Origin of the sequence: Bradyrhizobium sp. Ec3.3 (genome assembly GCF_000472925.1) — a bacterium.
Taxonomy (GTDB): domain Bacteria; phylum Pseudomonadota; class Alphaproteobacteria; order Rhizobiales; family Xanthobacteraceae; genus Bradyrhizobium.
Genome location: NZ_AXAS01000016.1, coordinates 113,431 through 129,500, shown reverse-complemented (window position 1 = coordinate 129,500; position 16,070 = coordinate 113,431). Strand labels below are relative to the sequence as shown.

16 protein-coding genes are annotated in these 16,070 nt (G+C 65.0%); 11 read left to right on the top strand and 5 right to left on the bottom strand.

Annotation, left to right across the window (positions count from 1 at the left end):
- The first annotated feature begins 23 nt into the window (after positions 1–23).
- Positions 24–1,136 (top strand): asparaginase, encoded by a 1,113-nt coding sequence (locus YUU_RS0118415; RefSeq protein ID WP_027523726.1) that lies wholly within the window; start codon positions 24–26, stop codon positions 1,134–1,136.
- An 85-nt stretch (positions 1,137–1,221) separates the two neighbouring features.
- Here YUU_RS0118415 and YUU_RS0118410 read toward each other — a convergent pair whose 3' ends face one another.
- Genes YUU_RS0118410 through YUU_RS0118395 form a run of 4 tightly spaced genes read right to left on the bottom strand, consistent with a single transcriptional unit; the run spans position 1,222 to position 4,809 of the window.
- Positions 1,222–2,088, bottom strand: coding sequence for an HlyD family secretion protein (locus YUU_RS0118410; RefSeq protein ID WP_027523725.1), 867 nt, complete (start codon positions 2,086–2,088; stop codon positions 1,222–1,224).
- Complete coding sequence (locus tag YUU_RS0118405) at positions 2,085–2,291, bottom strand: DUF1656 domain-containing protein (RefSeq protein WP_027523724.1); 207 nt, start codon at positions 2,289–2,291, stop codon at positions 2,085–2,087. Before YUU_RS0118405 ends, YUU_RS0118410 begins: the two co-directional genes overlap by 4 nt.
- A complete protein-coding gene (locus tag YUU_RS0118400; protein WP_027523723.1) occupies positions 2,288–4,333 on the bottom strand; it encodes an FUSC family protein in 2,046 nt (681 codons plus the stop codon). The genes YUU_RS0118405 and YUU_RS0118400 overlap by 4 nt, the downstream gene beginning before the upstream one ends.
- 2 nt (positions 4,334–4,335) lie before the next feature.
- A complete protein-coding gene (locus tag YUU_RS0118395; RefSeq protein ID WP_027523722.1) occupies positions 4,336–4,809 on the bottom strand; it encodes a MarR family winged helix-turn-helix transcriptional regulator in 474 nt (157 codons plus the stop codon).
- A gap of 92 nt (positions 4,810–4,901) precedes the next feature.
- Here YUU_RS0118395 and YUU_RS0118390 point away from each other — a divergent pair, with 92 nt between their 5' ends.
- Positions 4,902–6,128, top strand: coding sequence for a tetracycline resistance MFS efflux pump (locus YUU_RS0118390; RefSeq protein ID WP_027523721.1), 1,227 nt, complete (start codon positions 4,902–4,904; stop codon positions 6,126–6,128).
- 325 nt (positions 6,129–6,453) lie between these two features.
- Positions 6,454–6,798, top strand: a complete 345-nt coding sequence (locus YUU_RS0118385) for a hypothetical protein (RefSeq protein ID WP_027523720.1) — start codon at positions 6,454–6,456, stop codon at positions 6,796–6,798.
- Positions 6,799–6,910: 112 nt separating this feature from the next.
- Here YUU_RS0118385 and YUU_RS0118380 read toward each other — a convergent pair whose 3' ends face one another.
- Entirely contained in the window at positions 6,911–7,861 is a 951-nt protein-coding gene (locus YUU_RS0118380) for a LysR family transcriptional regulator (protein ID WP_027523719.1), read from the bottom strand.
- A 107-nt stretch (positions 7,862–7,968) separates the two neighbouring features.
- Between YUU_RS0118380 and YUU_RS0118375 the strand changes: the two genes are divergently transcribed.
- The 8 genes from YUU_RS0118375 to YUU_RS0118340 all read left to right on the top strand — a co-directional run bounded on the left by YUU_RS0118375 (position 7,969) and on the right by YUU_RS0118340 (position 16,055).
- Positions 7,969–8,292: a Dabb family protein gene (locus YUU_RS0118375; RefSeq protein ID WP_027523718.1), complete on the top strand. Its 324-nt coding sequence runs from the start codon at positions 7,969–7,971 to the stop codon at positions 8,290–8,292.
- Positions 8,289–9,368, top strand: coding sequence for a maleylacetate reductase (locus YUU_RS0118370; RefSeq protein ID WP_027523717.1), 1,080 nt, complete (start codon positions 8,289–8,291; stop codon positions 9,366–9,368). The genes YUU_RS0118375 and YUU_RS0118370 overlap by 4 nt, the downstream gene beginning before the upstream one ends.
- A gap of 4 nt (positions 9,369–9,372) precedes the next feature.
- Positions 9,373–10,746 (top strand): amidohydrolase family protein, encoded by a 1,374-nt coding sequence (locus YUU_RS0118365; RefSeq protein ID WP_027523716.1) that lies wholly within the window; start codon positions 9,373–9,375, stop codon positions 10,744–10,746.
- A gap of 21 nt (positions 10,747–10,767) precedes the next feature.
- Positions 10,768–11,670: an NAD(P)-dependent oxidoreductase gene (locus YUU_RS0118360; RefSeq protein WP_027523715.1), complete on the top strand. Its 903-nt coding sequence runs from the start codon at positions 10,768–10,770 to the stop codon at positions 11,668–11,670.
- 15 nt (positions 11,671–11,685) lie between these two features.
- Complete coding sequence (locus tag YUU_RS0118355; protein ID WP_027523714.1) at positions 11,686–12,570, top strand: intradiol ring-cleavage dioxygenase; 885 nt, start codon at positions 11,686–11,688, stop codon at positions 12,568–12,570.
- Between the two features lie 65 nt (positions 12,571–12,635).
- A complete protein-coding gene (locus YUU_RS0118350) occupies positions 12,636–14,138 on the top strand; it encodes a sugar ABC transporter ATP-binding protein (RefSeq protein WP_027523713.1) in 1,503 nt (500 codons plus the stop codon).
- Positions 14,131–15,081, top strand: coding sequence for an ABC transporter permease (locus YUU_RS0118345; RefSeq protein WP_027523712.1), 951 nt, complete (start codon positions 14,131–14,133; stop codon positions 15,079–15,081). Before YUU_RS0118350 ends, YUU_RS0118345 begins: the two co-directional genes overlap by 8 nt.
- Positions 15,078–16,055 carry an ABC transporter permease gene (locus tag YUU_RS0118340; RefSeq protein WP_027523711.1) on the top strand — a complete coding sequence of 326 codons (978 nt, stop codon included), beginning with the start codon at positions 15,078–15,080 and terminating at the stop codon, positions 16,053–16,055. Before YUU_RS0118345 ends, YUU_RS0118340 begins: the two co-directional genes overlap by 4 nt.
- Positions 16,056–16,070 lie beyond the last annotated feature (15 nt).

Sequence of the window (16,070 nt, the reverse complement as noted above, 5' to 3'; positions counted from 1 at the left end):
AGCCTTGACGGGAGATCATTTCAATGACGAACGACACCCTGACATCGGCAAGCCGCCGGCAAAGCCTGATCGCGATGCTCTCCATTCCGGTGATCGCGCTGGCGGCATCATCATTCACGATCAATACGGCCGCATATGCCGCCGACAATCTGCCGCGCGTTCTCGTGCTCGCGACCGGCGGGACCATCGCCGGTCAAGCCGATCCACGGGCAGCAGGCGCTTACAAATCCGGCCAGATCACCGGTGAGCAACTGGTCGCCTCGGTCCCGGGCCTCGACAAGCTCGCGAGCGTGAATGCCGAACAGATTTCGTCGATCGGATCGCAGGACATGAACGACAAGGTCTGGTTTGCGCTGGCCCAGCGCATCCAGCAGGCGTTCGACAAGAACGAGGCCGATGCGGTCGTCATCACCCACGGCACGGATACGCTGGAGGAGACCGCGTTCTTCCTCGACAACGTGGTCAAGGGCGACAAGCCCGTGGTCATCGTCGGCTCAATGCGGCCCGCTACGGCGGTCAGCGCGGATGGCCCCGGCAATCTCTATGAAGCCTTCCAGGTCGCCGCCGATCCGCGTTCGCGCGGGCGGGGCGTCATGGCCGTGTTGAACGACAAGATCCAGAGCGCCCGCTCGGTGACCAAGACCAACACCACGAGCGTCGAGACGTTCATGTCGCCCAACGACGGTCCGATCGGCTATGTCGACACCGCCGGCGGCGTTCGTTTCCTGGCGCAGGCGGGTGCGAAGCGCACGACCTATGCGCTGCCGGCAAGCGATCCTCTGCCCCGCGTCGAGATCGTCTACTCCCACGCCAACATGGACGCCATTCCGATCGAGGACGCGATTTCGCACGGCGCCAAGGGCATCGTGCTGGCAGGCGTCGGCGACGGCAACACGTCGAAGCCCGCGCTCGACGCGCTCGAGGCGGCCGCCAAGAAGGGCATCATCGTCGTCCGCGCCACGCGGGTCCGCTCGGGCTTCGTCACGCGCAATGTCGAGGTCGACGACGACAAGAACGGCTTCGTCGTGTCCGAGGACCTGAACCCGCAGAAGGCGCGCGTTCTCACCCAGCTCCTGATCGCGAGCGGCGTCACGGCGCCTGCCGAGCTTCAGAAGGCCTTCACCGCGACCTGGTAGCTTGTTGTTTGAGCATGATCTCCGCGCAAACGCGTTCCGCGTTTGTCGCGAGGGAAAACCGCTTCACACTTTTCCGGATCATGCTCTAGTTCAGCACCTCCACGGTCGCCGAGCGGCCGGCGACCAGTGCGATATTGTCCGGGATCTCGTCGAGCGCGATCCGTACGGGAACGCGCTGGGCCAGTCGGACCCAGCTGAAGGTCGGGTTGACGTTGGCGAGCAAGTTCGCGCCCGCGGCGCGGTCGCGATCCTCGATCCCGGCCGCGATGCTTTCGACGTGGCCGGTGAGCTTCGCGGGCTCGCCCATCAGGCGGACCTGCACCTTGTCGCCGATGCGGATGCGCGCAAGCTTGGTCTCCTCGAAATAGCCTTCGACATGCAGCGTGTCGGTGTCAACGAGCGCCATCACGCCCTTTCCTGCCGTCACATACGCGCCCGGCCGCAAGTCCATGTTGGTGATGATGCCATTTACCGAGGCCCGCACGTCGCTGCGATCGAGATTGAGCTGGGCCACCGCCCGGTCGGCGACCACCTGATCGTAGGCCGCCTTGGCCTGCAACTGCGTGGCAAGCACCTGCTCCTGCTTCTGCTGCGAAACAGCGTCGGTAGTGAGCGCGCTGTAACGCTTCAGGTCGGCATTGGCCTGGTCGAGCGTGGCGCGGTGGCCGGCAAGCGCGGCGTCGGCCTGTTGCAACGCCAGCGCAAAGCGCTCCCGATCGATGCGAAACAAGACGTCGCCGCGATGGACCTTCTGGTTGTCCTTGACCAGAACCTCCGTCACGAAACCTGACACGTCGGGCGCTACCTGGACCACGTCGGCGCGGACGCGCCCGTCGCGCGTCCACGGCGCCTCCATGTAGTAGGCCCAAAGCCCGCGGCCGACGGCGATCGCCGCAACGACGACAAGCAGCGTCAAGGCAACCCGGCCGAGCCAGGCGAAATTCCCCTTCATGGCAGAAACTCCGAAAGATACACGATGCCGCCGAGAATGCAGACGAACAGCGCGAAATTGAACAGCGCGCGATGCCAGACCAGCCGGTAGAGGCCGAAGCGCTGCATCAGCCGGCGCAAGACGGCACTGATCGCAAAGGCCACGATCAGCCACAGCAGCAGCGCCGGCACGAGCACGCCGTAAATGTCGATCTCATACCTCATGCCGCAAAGCTCTCCCCTCGCTGCGGGCGATAGGCGGGTGCTTGCGGATACAGCCCGCGCCGGATGCCGACGAGCCCGAGCAGGGCGTCCTCCCGCGCCTGCGGGTTCGGATCCTCGACGGCCGCGGCGAGCGCGGTGTCGATGCGCGCGAGCAGCTCTGGTGGCATGCCGGCGCCGGTATAGTGACGGAATGCGGCAGCGAGCTGATCCAGCATGTCGTCGAGAACGAAGAGCGTGGATGCAGCGAGGCCGTAGCGAGCCCGACGAAGGTGTATGATGTTGAGCCCGATGCGGAGCTGCGCCAGGCTCTCGGTGTCGCGACGGTCGGCCTCCGAGACGAAGGCGATACGCTGCACGAGCAATCCCATCCGGTGCAGCATCAGACCTGCGAATTCCGCGCGATCATGCTTGCCGCGGCGCTCGGCGGCGACCGCCAGCGTCTTCCAGCTCGATAGCACCAGGCGCTTGGCGACCCACTCTGCTCCCACCCCGCGCGCGATCCGGGTCACGAGCTCGGCGATGCCGACACCGACGAAGAAGGCAAGCGCGGAATTGGCATAGGCGGCAAAATCCGCGCTATAGGTCGATTGCAGCGCGAGCAGCGTCGCCGTATTGGCGGCGAGCGCCATGCCGGTGCCGGTCGTCGCGGGCCGCGCGATCAGGAGGCCATAGAGCAGGAAGGTCGGCGCCAGCGCGACGATCAGGACCTCGATATGGGAGATCGCGGGCACCAGCGCGAACAGGTAGATCGCGACCACGACGATCGCGACCAGCGACCACAAGCCAAAGCTGCGGATGAAGCGCGCGGGATCGTCCTGGGCGGCGAAGAAGCAACAGGCCACTGCCGCCATCATCGGCGCCGATGCGCCATCCGGCCAGCCGGTCCCGATCCAGAAGGCGCAGCAGATCAGGATGGCGATGACCGCACCGGCCGCCGACCACAGCGCGAGGCCGCGGTCGCGATGACGCACGGCTGCAGCACCAGCCTCAGGATGGAAGACGAGATCGACCGTGGAAATCCTGCGGCCGGCGGCGATCGCCTCGCTGAGCGCGCGGCAGTCACAGGAGAGATCGACGAGCTCACGCAATCGCGACAGGAGGCTGGTCGTGATGATCCGCTCCCAGGAGGCGTTGCCGTCGAGCGCCGCCTGCCGCGCCTCGATCGTGGCGCGGATCGGCTCGGGCGGCAGCCGCGCGTCCTCCGAAACCCATGTGCCGAGATCCCCAAGCAGGCGCTTGAGCTCGGGCTGCGCCTGGAGACCCCGTTCGCCGAGCGCGGCCAGCCGATCCTCGATCGAGGCGATCGCCGGCAAGAGCATCAGCATCCGTACGCGGATTTCACGAAGGCCGGTCACGGCCTCGGCGTCCGCCAGGCGGTCATAACCGAGATGGACCGCAAGCGTGTCGATCTCGACGATGTCGGTGGCAAGGCGCAGCCGGAGCGCGCGGCGGGCTTCGTCGGTGCCGCGACCGAGCAATGTGTCGTGGCTGAGGCGGCGCGCGTCCCTGAGCCAATTGTCGACACGCGCCGCGACGGCCGGCGCGACGCTGCGGGGAAACACGACGGTCGAGACCAGGCTCGCACAGATGATGCCGAGCGAAATCTCCTCCACGCGCGCAAGCGCGGTGTCAAAGATGTTTCCGGGGTCGGAGACAGAGGGGAAGCCGATCAACGCAACCGTATAGCCCGCCAGCATGAAGAGATAGCTGCGGGGCGTGCCGTCGAGCAGTGAGACGTAAAGACAAAGACCGACCCAAACCGCGATGGCGAGGCAGAGCAGTTCCGGCGCGTCGACGAGATTGGGCACCATGGCCACCGTCGCCGTGGCTCCAACGAGCGTCCCAATGACGCGAAAGAATGCCTTGGAGCTGGTGGCGCCGGCGAGCGGCTGCGAGGTGATGTAGACGGTCGCCATCGCCCAATAGGGCCGCGGCAGATCCATCCATAGGGCGATAACGAGCGCCAGCATCGACGCGGCAAACGTCTTCAAGGCGAAGATGAGGTCCGCGTGGCGGACCAGGAACGGCTCATCAGCGCGCATGACTATTTCGCCTCTGAACCAGTCTTCGCGTCATGCAGGCGGCTGGCGCGCTGCTCGATGCGCTGGAGCGTCGCGAAGGTTATCGCAAGTTCCTCCGCTCCGATATCCTTGAGCAGGCTCGCCCGCACCCGGCGCAATACGCGGTTGATCTCCTCCACCTTGGCGTCGCCTGTTGCTGTGAGGTGTAGCGTTTTGGCACGCCGGTCGGTCGGGTCCTCGCGGCGCTCGACGAGACCATCGGCCGCGAGCAGATCGATCAGCCGCACCAGCGAGGGTCCTTCGATCCCCAATTCCTCGGCGAGCACGCCCTGCCGCACCGAAGTTCCCTGCCGCGACAGCACCAGAAGTGGAATCGCGGTCGCATAGGACAGGCCGTGATCCGACAGCGCCTGGTCCGACTCGCGACGCCAGATGCGGCCAAGGCGCGCAATCAGCCGGCCAATCTCGGCGTGGATATGCGACTGCGAGGGAGCCATGCAAATTAGATAGGATGCAAACTATTAGGTGACAACTATATAGGCCGGGATATTGCACCTGATCACGGGAAAGCGAACGAGACCGACGCACCATGAGCGCGGGTTCCACGACAGAGGCCGGCCACACGCTGCAGGGCGAGAGCAGCCTGTCGCTCGTGCCAACCTTTGTCGTGGTGGCCGTGGATGCCACGGGATTGGGGATCATCCTGCCCCTGCTCCCGTTCTACTCGCAGCGGCTCGGTGCAACACCGTTCGTGCTGGGCATGCTGATCTCGGCCTACGCCGTCTGCCAGCTCGTAGCCGGACCAGTGGTGGGCATGCTCTCGGACCGCTATGGCCGCCGCAAGGTCCTGCTCGTCAGCCAGATCGGTACGTTCGTCGGCTTTGCTCTGCTCGCGCTTGCAACCAACCTGACCCTGGTCTTTCTCGCCCGGATCATCGACGGTCTGACCTCGGGCAATATCTCGGTGGCGCATGCCTATGCGGCCGAGCACAGCGCGCCGTCGACGCGCAAGCAGGCGCTCGGGATGACCAGCGGAGCGATCGGAACGGGGCTGCTGCTGGGGCCGGCGCTCTCCGGCTTTCTCGTCCATTACGGTGACACCGCGCCGGTATGGGCCGCCGCGGCACTATCGTTCATCAGCATTTTGGCAACCGTCGCCCTGCTGCCGCCCGACCATCCCGCCTCCGAGCCGCTCTATCATCACCGTGTTCCCCAAGCGAAGGTGACGCGTGCGATCGTCGGCATGCGTCATGCGTGGCGGGTGCTCGGTCTCCTGATCGTGTTTTTCTTCGTCAACTCGATGTTCCTGTCGCAAATCGGCCTGTTCCTGTCGGCGCGGTTCTCGTGGGACGGACATCCCTTCGGCGCGCGCGAGCTCGGCTGGGTGTTCGCCTATGCCGGCTTCATCAACATGGTCGTTCAAGGTCTGCTGATTACGCGCGCGAACCGCTTTGCATCCGACCGTGGCATCGTGCTGCTGGCGTTCGCGTGCATGGCGCTCGGATTTTCCGGCCTCGCGATCGGAAACAGCAACAGCCTGCTCGCCTTATTCCTGACGCTGATCATCGTCGGCACGATGTTCGCCCGCAGCACGCTGACGGCGGAGCTGTCGCGCAGCACCGCGATCAATCGACAAGGCATGATCATGGGCCTCAATCAATCGCTGATGTCGGGCGCCAACATCACCGCACCGCTCCTGAGCGGCGTGCTGATCGGTCATCGGCTCTTCGTCGTCTGGGCGCTTGTGATGGCAGCCATCGCAGCCAGCGGCGCGACGCTGGCTGGTCAATTGCTGCCGTTCCCGCGAGCGCGCTAGCCCCAGACCTGCGCACCACCACCTAGTGCATCGGCTCTCTTGCCGCGACACTGCGTTGTCGCGGCTCGCCATACGATGTCGCGCCCTGCGCAATTGTCACTGCGTCATCACCCACAATCTCGCCCGATTGACGGAACATTCGTTCGCCGCCGGCAGATAGTGCCCGGTCTTGCCTCTGAATACTCATCGCTCGAGCTGCTCTACATCCGCAACGCCGACCATTTGCCGGTGCGAGATGTCTGGCGCATCGATCGGAGGAGACAAGGCGAATCCGGGCGCACGCCGGCGTTCGAAACTACTGAGTTGTGACAAGGAAATGAGAGATATGCGTCAAGCAACATCGAAGGCCGCGGCGGGTTCGAGCGCGAACTGGCGGCGGATACTGCCGGGCATCACGGGCCTCGCCTTGCTCGCCGGCGTCACGGCGGCCCACGCGGAGGGCACAGGCATCGCCGTCTGCGACGAGTTTCTGACCAAATACGACGCCTGCATCACTTCCAAGATTCCTGCGGAGCAGCGCGCAACGTACAAGTCGCAGATCGACCAGATGCGCAAGACGTGGACCGATCTCGCCAAGAATCCGTCGACGAAGGCGACCATGGAGTCGGCTTGCAAGCAGACCATCGATGCGACGAAGGCCTCCCTCACGACTTATGGCTGCTCGTTCTGATCAGTGCTTGCTGATCAGTGCTTGCCGCGGACAAAGGAGTGGCGCCAAACCGGCGCCACTCGCTTGTGGCAGGCACGCAAGCGAGCACAGATGGGACGCTGCTTATCGTGCTTTATATCGCGCCTGACGAATCGAGGGCGCGCTCCTTTGCGTCCATCCAGATCCCCGCCGGCGAGTGCTCGCGGATGTGATTGACCAGGAAGTCGGAAAACACTCTGATCTTGGCAGGCAATCTGACGCGGTTCTGGTAGGCGATGTTCATGGTGAGCAAGGGCAGCTCCCAATCCATCAACAGCGGTACGAGCTGGCCGCAGGAAATGTCGCCCTGCACGATATAGAGCGGCTGGATGAGGATGCCGAGGCCTGCGAGCGCAGCGCCGCGGATCACCTGGCCGTCATTGCTGTCGAGCGTCGGCGCGATGCGGATGGTCTGGGCCGCATTGTCCTTGCTGAGCCGCAGCGAATAGGGATCGTTGGCGAGGTTGTAGATCAGCATGTCGTGGCGGGCGAGATCTGCCGGATTCTCAGGCCGTCCCTGCCTGGCGAGATAGGACGGTGCTGCCGCCAGCACGCGCCGCATCTGGCCGATGCGACGGACGACGATATTGGAGTCCGGCTCGTGCTCCCTGGTGCGGATCGCGACGTCGATGCCCGCCTCGATGAAATCGGGATAGCGGTTGGCGGTGATGATCTGCACGTTGAGCTTTGGATAGAGCGCGCGGAACGCCGGCAGCATCGGCGCGAGATAGATCATCGCAAACGACAGCGAGCTCGTGACACGCAGCATGCCCTTCGGCGACAGCGCACGGTCCGAGACGGCGTCTTCGGCCTCGGCGAGCTCGTTCAACAGCGTGCTGCAACGCTGCAACAGCTCTTGTCCTGCTTCCGTCAACCATTGCCGGCGCGTGTTGCGCTCGATCAGGCGGACCGCGAGCCTCTCCTCCAGCGCGCTGAGATGACGGCTCGCGGCCGCATTCGACATCCGCAACGTTTCGGCGGCCTTGGACAGGCTGCCGAGTTCGGCCGTTTTGGCGAAGACCTCGAGCTGGAGAAGGCGGTCCATTTTTGCATGAATCGGAAAAGAGACTTACGATTTTTGGCCTTTATTTCCGATTTCTGCAAGGCAAAATGCGCATCAACAAGCAATATGAGTGGCGAGGAAATCAGGAAATGTCGGGCCCGATCAGGCACATCGTGATGTGGCGGCTGCGCGGGGAGACGCCTGCGGAGCGCTCCGCGGCCCGGCTCAAGGTCAAAACCCTTTTCGAGGGCCTCAAAGGCCTGATCGACGGCCTCACCCACATCGAGGTCGGCCTCGACGTCAGCGATGTCGACTACGCCTGCGATGTCGTCCTGTTCTCCGAATTCTCGAGCAGCGCCGCGCTGCAGGCCTATGCAAACCATCCGGAGCACCTGCGCGTGCGCGAGGCGCTCGGCGACTTGCGGATCGGCCGCTTCCAGGTCGATTATCCCATCAAAGAGACCGGCACATGATCGGTTCGTTCACCTTTGAAAACCTCCCCTGCCGCGTCGTGTTCGGCAGCGGAACACTTGCGGCGGCCAAGGCCGAGGTCGAGCGGCTCGGCGGCAAGCGCGCGATGGTGCTGACGACGCCGCAGCAGGAAGCGCAAGGCAAGAACCTCGGCGCTGCACTCGGTCCGCTCTATGCCGGCCTCTTTGCCGGCGCCACCATGCACACACCGGTCGAGGTCACCGCGAAGGCGCTCACGGCGATGAAGGCCTGCGAGGCGGACTGCGTCGTGTCACTCGGCGGCGGCTCGACCACGGGCCTCGGCAAGGCGCTGGCGTTACGCACCGGCGTCAATCAGCTCTGCATTCCAACCACCTATGCCGGTTCGGAGATGACGCCGATCGTCGGCCAGACCGAGAATGGCCTCAAGACCACGGTGCGCGATGCGGCCGTGCTGCCGGAGACCGTGATCTACGATGTCGACTTGACCTTGACGCTGCCGGTCGGCCTTGCAGCGACCTCCGGCATCAATGCGATCGCGCATGCGGTGGAAGCGCTTTACGCGCGCGACGCCAATCCCGTGACCTCGCTAATGGCGGAGGAAGGCATCCGCGCTCTCGCACGTGCCCTCCCCGCCATTGCCGCGAAGAGCGATGACCGCGAGGCCCGCACCGAGGCGCTCTATGGCGCCTGGCTCTGCGGCGTCTGCCTCGGCACCGTCGGCATGGCGCTACATCACAAGCTTTGCCACACGCTCGGCGGCACCTTCGATCTGCCGCATGCCGAGACGCACACCATCGTGCTGCCGCATGCGCTGGCCTACAACGCGCCCGCGGTACCCGATGCGATGATGCGGATCTCACGCGCGATCGGCGCGGCCGACGCATCGCAGGGACTCTACGACCTTGCCAAGCGGCTGCATGCAAAGCTGGCCCTGCGCGACATCGGCATGCCCGAGGGCGGCGTTGACAAGGCGGCGGATCTCGCGGTCACCAATGCCTACTGGAATCCGCGCCCCCTCGAGCGCAACGCCATCCGCGACCTGATCGCGCGCGCCTGGGCGGGCGAGCCGCCGACCGCAACCAAAGCGGCGGCTTGAAGCGATGCGGCGCACGCTGATCAAATCGGCAACCATCATCAGCATGGATGATACGCTTGGCGATCTCCGTGCCGGCGACGTGCTGGTCGAGGGCGGCCGGATCATTGACGTGCGCCCCGGCATCGAGCTTGGCAGCGGAACGGCCGAGACTGATGTCATCGACGGCACCGGACGCATCGTCATCCCGGGTCTGATCAACGCCCATATGCACACCTGGCAGACGGGCTTGCGAGGGTTTGCCGCGAACTGGACGCTGCTCGAGTATTTCCGACGCATGCATGCGGGGCTGGCAACCGTGTTCCGGCCCGACGACATCTACATCGCAACGCTCGTCGGCGCACTGAATCAGATCAATTGCGGCACCACGACGCTGGTCGACTGGTGCCACAACAATCCGACGCCTGACCACACCGACGCCGCCGTGCGCGGCCTGATCGAGAGCGGTATCCGCGCCGCGTTCTTCCACGGCTCGCCGAAACCCGAGCCAAAACCCGGCGAGCCGCATTTCTCGGAGATCCCGCATCCGCGCCGCGAGGTCGAGCGGTTGCTGACGGGCCCCCTCGCCGATCGTAACGGACTCGTCACGCTTGGACTTGCCGTCCTCGGCCCGCACTATTCGACCCTCGACGTCGCCATGCACGATTTCCGCCTGGCGCGGGAGGCTGGCCTGATCGCCTCGATGCACCAGGGCGGCGGTCCGGCCAGGACGCCCGGCGGCTGGGAGAAGCTGATCGAAGCCGGCCTCGTCGGGGCCAATGTCAACATCGTTCACGGCAACGACCTTTCCGACGACCTCCTGCAACGCCTCGTCGATCTCGGCGCGTCGTTCTCGGTGACGCCGGAAAACGAGATGATCCAGGGTCACGGTTTTCCGATCACCGGCCGGCTCCTGAAGCGCGGCGTCCGGCCGACGATTGGCATTGATCTCGAATCCGTGCTGGCCGGCGATCTCTTCTCCGCCGCCCGTGTCGCGCTATCGATGCAGCGGGCGCTCGACAATGCCGAGTCGCGCAAGGCCAGCGGCACCATTCCGGCGACGACGACAATTCCGGCGCGAGAGGCGCTGCGCTGGGTCACGCTGGAGGGCGCCCGCATGCTCGGCCGCGACAGCCAGATCGGCTCGCTCACACCGGGCAAGCTGGCCGACCTCGTGGTCATTAATGCCTCCGATCTCAATCTCTTTCCGGTTCACGATCCCGTCGCCACCGTCGTGATGCAGACCAGTCTTGCCAACATCGAGGCGGTGATGATCGGCGGCGTCTGGAAGAAGCGGAACGGCAGACTGCTGGTTGACGGGCTGGAGCGGAAGAAGGAGATGCTCGCGCAATCCGGGCGGCGGCTGGTGCAGGAAATCGAACGACAGGGACGCGCCGCCTAAAGGTGCCAACGGACAACAAGAATGACAGACGCTTCGAAAAACATTGCTTTCATCGGCATCGGCAAGATGGGCCTGCCGATGTCGGCGCTCGTCGCCAAGGCGGGCTATGCCGTGACCGTCTTCGATCCAAGTGCGGCTCGTATCGCTGCCGCGCGTGAACTGGGCATCCCTGTTGCGGCGTCGCCGGCCGACGCGGTCAGCGGCCAGGCTGCGGTGATCACCTCCCTGCCCGACGATGCCGCGCTACGCGCTGCGATGCTCGGCCCAACCGGCCTCATCGGCGCGATGGCGCCGGGAGCCGTGCTGATCGAGACCAGCACGGTCAGCGCAGAGGCCTCCGCTGAGGTCGACGCCGCCGCACGGGCGCGCGGCGTCGCCTATCTGCGTGCGCCGGTCTCCGGCAACGCCAGCATCGTCCACACGGGCGCGCTGACCTGCTTCGTTTCGGGCCCAAAGGACGTCTTCGAAGCCGCAAAGCCGCTGTTCGCAACCTTCACCCGCGCGCAAACCTATCTCGGGCCCGGCGAGGAAGCACGCTACGCAAAACTCGCGGTTAACCTGATGATCGCGGTGTCGGCCGCCATGATGGCCGAGAGCCTCGCGCTCGCGCGCAAGGGCGGAATCGCCTGGCACGACATTCTGAAGGTGCTCGACGACAGCGCGGTCGCCTCGCCCATGGTGAAGTACAAGACTGCGCCGCTCAGGACGCGGGACTTCGAGTCCACCTTCTCGTGCAAGCAGATGGCCAAGGATCTCGATCTCATCCTGGGCGCCGGCCACGCCGTCGGCGTACCGCTCCAGCTCGCTGCACAGGTGCGCGAGACCTATGGCTCGCTGGTTGCTCAGGGCGATGGCGAGACCGACTTCATCGCGACCGTCAAGCATCTGGAACGGCTGTCCGGGCTTGGCGAACCAAAGCTCTGATCAACGGAGGCAACGTTGCGTAACTTCAACGAGAACACGATCACCGATGCCGTGCTGGAGCGGATCAAGGGCGCCACCGATCCGCGGATCAAGCAGGTCAGCGAGGCGCTGGTGCGCCATCTTCACGCCTTCGTCCGCGAGGTGCGGCCGACCCAGAAGGAATGGGAGTATGGCATCGACTTCCTGACCCGTACCGGCCACATGTGCGACGACAAGCGCCAGGAGTTCATCCTGCTATCGGACACGCTCGGCGTCTCCATGCTGGTCGACACCATCAACCATCCGGTGCCGGAGGGCGCGACCGAGACCACGGTGCTCGGCCCCTTCTTCGTGCAGGCTGCCCCGGAGAGGACCAGCGGCGAGGACATCTCCGGTGCCATGGAAGGCGATCCGATGCTGGTCACAGGGACCGTCTCGACCGTCGACGGCCGGCCGCTCGCCGGCGCCTTGGTCGATGTCTGGCATTCCGACGACGACGGCTATTACGACGTGCAGCAGCTCGACAAGATCGGCGATCTCGCGATGCGGGCGCGTTTCCACACTGACCAGAACGGCCGCTTTCATTTCTGGTCGATCAAGCCCGCCGCCTACCCGATCCCGCATGACGGGCCGGTCGGCGAAATGCTGGAGGCGCAGGGCCGGCATCCCTGGCGTCCGGCGCATGTGCATTTCATGATCTCCGCGCCAGGCTTCGAACAGCTCGTGACGCACGTGTTCGTCGCCGGCGATAAGTACCTCGACTCCGACGTGGTGTTCGGCGTCAAGGACAGCCTGATCCGCGCGTTCGTTCGTCACCCGGCCGGCCGTGCGCCGGATGGTCGCATGGTGGACGGCGACTATTTTCATCTCAACTATGATTTCGGCCTGAAGCAGCTTGCGAGCAGCGTGAGAGCTGCTTAAGCCGGATCACGGCTGAAAGGACCGACAAGAGTCCGGCAAGCCGATTCTTTTGGAGAGGACGGACAATGGAGGAGGCCGACACACCGCTGCTCGAGCTGCGCGGCATCAGCAAGGAATTTCCGGGCGTCAAGGCGCTGGATGAGGTGTCCTTTGCCGTGTTTCCCGGCGAGGTCCATATGCTGCTCGGCGAGAACGGCGCCGGCAAGTCGAGCCTGATGAAGGTGCTGTGCGGTGCCTACCGGGCCGACGCCGGCGAGTTCTACTACAAGGGCGAGAAGGTCACGATCTCATCGACCACCGAGGCGCAGAAGCTCGGCATCGCCGTCATCTTCCAGGAATTCTCGCTCGTTCCCCACCTCGATATCGCGCAAAACATCTTCCTCGGCCGCGAGCCGAAGGGCCGCATCCCCGGCACGATCGACCGCCGAAGGATCCTGGCCGATGCCAAGCGCGTGCTCGACACCATCGGCTTCGATATCGATCCCTCCATCACGGTCGACAAGCTAGGCGTCGCCCAGCAGCAGATGGTCGAGATTGCGAAAGCGATCAGCCAGAATGCGCGCATCCTGGTCATGGACGAGCCGACTGCGGCGCTTTCGGACCGCGAGACCGAGCTCCTGTTCGCGCTGATCGCGCGGCTGAAGGCCGATGGGGTTGCCATCGTCTATATCTCGCACCGCATGGCCGAGGTGTTCGCGCTTGGCGATCGTATCACGGTGCTGCGTGACGGCCGCCGTATCGACGGCGTCCGGCCCGCCGACGTGACGCCGGACCAACTCGTCCGCATGATGGTTGGCCGCACCGTCGACATGACCTATCCACGCAACTTCGCCGACAAGCCCGGCGAGGTGCTGCTCAGCGTCAAGGGGCTGACCTCGCCGACCGGCATTTCCGACATCGACATCGAGGTTCGCCAGGGCGAGATCGTTGGCCTCTGCGGGCTCGTCGGCTCGGGCCGGAGCGAGGTCGCGCGCGCCATTTTCGGCGCGGATCCCTTAACAGGCGGCGAGATCATCTTCGACGGCAAGACGATCTCCGGCGAGCCGGACGTTGCGGCGCGCCGCGGTATCGCGCTGATCCCGGAGAGCCGCAAGAGCGAGGGCCTCGCACTGCTCCGCTCGGTCGGCGACAATCTCGTGGTCTCGGCGCTGCGAAAGCTGTTTCCGAGCGGCCTGTTCGATCCGCGTCGTGCGCAGCGCACCTCCGACAGCCTGATCCGGCAGCTCAGGATCGCGACTCCGAGCGCGCGGCAGACTGTCGGGCTGCTCTCCGGCGGCAACCAGCAGAAGGTTGTGATCGGCAAGTGGCTGGCTGCCGGCGCAAAGCTCTTCATCTTCGACGAGCCGACGCGCGGCATCGACATCGGCGCAAAGTCCGAGATCTTTGCGCTGATCGACCGGTTGGTGGCGGAAGGCGCCGCGGCACTGATGATCTCATCCGAGCAGGTCGAGATCTGCCATGTCTGCGACCGCGCCTACGTGATGCGCGAGGGCCGTATCGCCGGACATCTGGCCCGCAATGAGCTGACGGAGGAGAACATCGTGCGACTGGGGATGCACCATGCGTGAGGCCACGGTCGTTTCGCAACCAAATCCGCTCCAGCGCATCCCCGGCGTCGCCATCGTGCTGGCGCTCCTGATCGCGTTGTTCGGGACGATCGCGCCCGGCTTCCTGTCGGTTGCCAACCTCTCCAACGTGCTGGTGCAGTCGACGATCCTGACCATGCTGGCGCTGCCGATGACGCTGATCATCATGACCGAGGGCTTGGACCTGTCGATGGGCGCGGTGCTGACGCTGACCTCACTCTGCGTCGCCATCGTGTCGCTCGCGACCAAGTCGATGCTGCTTGGGCTGGCCGTCGGCGTCCTGGTCGGCGCCGCCTTCGGCACCGTCAATGGCTGGCTGGTCGCGATCCTCGGAATCCCGCCCTTCGTTGCAACGCTGGGCACGCTCGGCATGGCGCAGGGCCTGTCGCTGATCGTCTCCGACGGCCAGAGCGTGGTCGGCATCCCCCACAGTGTGCGTGACATCTACTCGTCCACGCTCGTTGGCGTGCCGGTCCCGATCGTGATGGCATTCGTGACTTACGCGTTCTTTCATGCCCTGCTCTATCACACCCGCTTCGGCACCTACATCTTCGCGCTCGGCGGCAATCGCGAGGCGCTGAGATATGCCGGCCTGTCACCCAACCGCCTCTTGATCGCGGTGTACGCGATCGGCGGCACCATGGCCGGCGTCGCAGGCCTCTTGATGACCGCGCGCATGAATTCCGGCCACCCGACTGCAGGCCTCGGTCTCGAATTCGATGCGATCGCGGCGGTTGCGGTTGGCGGCACGTCCTTCGAGCGTGGCAATGGCTGGCTGCTCGGCACCGTGCTCGGCGTGATCGCGGTGGGCGTCCTGCGCAACGGGCTCAATCTGATCTCGCTGCCATCCTCGGTGCAGGTCGCGAGCGTCGGCGTCCTCGTCATTGTCGCGCTGTTCCTGGACGGCATCAGGAGCCGCGCATGACCGACATCACCAAGGAAGCCATCTCCCCGCCCCGCTCCTTCCTGTCGCAGGATGCGATCCAGGTGTTCTACCGCCTGCTCGCGGCGCTGCTGATCTGCGCCGTGCTCGCAGTCCTCAGCGACTCCTTCCTGAGCCTCGGCAACGTCCTCAACGTGCTGCGGCAGGCGAGTCTGACCTTCTTCATTGCCTCGGGCCTGACGCTGGTGGTGCTGACCGCTGGCCTTGATCTCTCCGTCGGCGCCAATGTCGCGCTGTCGGCCTGCCTTGCCGGCACGGTGATCCATCAGACCGGCTCGCCGGTGTTGGGGATTCTCACCGCGCTGGTGGTCGGTGGCGTCGTTGGCCTCCTCAACGGCGTCATGGTGACGGCGTTGCGCATCCCCTCCTTCATCGCCACCTACGGCATGCTCTGGGTGCTGAACGGCCTCACCTATTGGTACATGGCCGGCGACACCATTCACGGCTTCCCCGCGGGCTTCCGGCAGATCGGCAGCGGCTATCTGTTCGGCCTGCCGATTCCGGTCTATTTGCTCCTGATCTTCCTCGCGATCGGGACGCTGTTTGCGCAGCGGTCGATCTGGGGCCAGGAGATCTATGCGATCGGTGCCAACCCGATTGCCGCGCGACTCTCCGGAATTCCGGTCGCGCGCCGGCTGCTGCTGGTCTATGCCGTCTCCGGCACCATGGCGGGGCTTGCGTCGATCATCTTCCTGTCGCGGCTGAATTCCGCGGAGGCCGATATCGGCGAAAGCCTGACGCTTCCGGCGATCGCGGCCGTGCTGATCGGCGGCACCTCGCTGTTCGGCGGCGTCGGCACGGTATTCGGCACCTTCGTCGGCGCGCTGATCCTGACGCTCGTGCTCAACGGCATGAACCTCTTGTCCGTCAGCGCCAACTGGCAACCGCTCGTCACCGGCGTGATCGTCATTCTCGCCGTCTGGCTCGACATGCAGACCCGCCGCCGCTCGCAATGAGTTCTTACGCAAAAT

Bases quoted from the DNA above. Each gene is read 5' to 3' on its own strand.
- YUU_RS0118415 (WP_027523726.1), top strand. From the start codon at position 24: ATGACGAACGACACCCTGACATCGGCAAGCCGCCGGCAAAGCCTGATC.
- YUU_RS0118410 (WP_027523725.1), bottom strand. From the start codon at position 2,088: ATGAAGGGGAATTTCGCCTGGCTCGGCCGGGTTGCCTTGACGCTGCTT.
- YUU_RS0118405 (WP_027523724.1), bottom strand. From the start codon at position 2,291: ATGAGGTATGAGATCGACATTTACGGCGTGCTCGTGCCGGCGCTGCTG.
- YUU_RS0118400 (WP_027523723.1), bottom strand. From the start codon at position 4,333: ATGCGCGCTGATGAGCCGTTCCTGGTCCGCCACGCGGACCTCATCTTC.
- YUU_RS0118395 (WP_027523722.1), bottom strand. From the start codon at position 4,809: ATGGCTCCCTCGCAGTCGCATATCCACGCCGAGATTGGCCGGCTGATT.
- YUU_RS0118390 (WP_027523721.1), top strand. From the start codon at position 4,902: ATGAGCGCGGGTTCCACGACAGAGGCCGGCCACACGCTGCAGGGCGAG.
- YUU_RS0118385 (WP_027523720.1), top strand. From the start codon at position 6,454: ATGCGTCAAGCAACATCGAAGGCCGCGGCGGGTTCGAGCGCGAACTGG.
- YUU_RS0118380 (WP_027523719.1), bottom strand. From the start codon at position 7,861: ATGGACCGCCTTCTCCAGCTCGAGGTCTTCGCCAAAACGGCCGAACTC.
- YUU_RS0118375 (WP_027523718.1), top strand. From the start codon at position 7,969: ATGTCGGGCCCGATCAGGCACATCGTGATGTGGCGGCTGCGCGGGGAG.
- YUU_RS0118370 (WP_027523717.1), top strand. From the start codon at position 8,289: ATGATCGGTTCGTTCACCTTTGAAAACCTCCCCTGCCGCGTCGTGTTC.
- YUU_RS0118365 (WP_027523716.1), top strand. From the start codon at position 9,373: ATGCGGCGCACGCTGATCAAATCGGCAACCATCATCAGCATGGATGAT.
- YUU_RS0118360 (WP_027523715.1), top strand. From the start codon at position 10,768: ATGACAGACGCTTCGAAAAACATTGCTTTCATCGGCATCGGCAAGATG.
- YUU_RS0118350 (WP_027523713.1), top strand. From the start codon at position 12,636: ATGGAGGAGGCCGACACACCGCTGCTCGAGCTGCGCGGCATCAGCAAG.
- YUU_RS0118345 (WP_027523712.1), top strand. From the start codon at position 14,131: ATGCGTGAGGCCACGGTCGTTTCGCAACCAAATCCGCTCCAGCGCATC.
- YUU_RS0118340 (WP_027523711.1), top strand. From the start codon at position 15,078: ATGACCGACATCACCAAGGAAGCCATCTCCCCGCCCCGCTCCTTCCTG.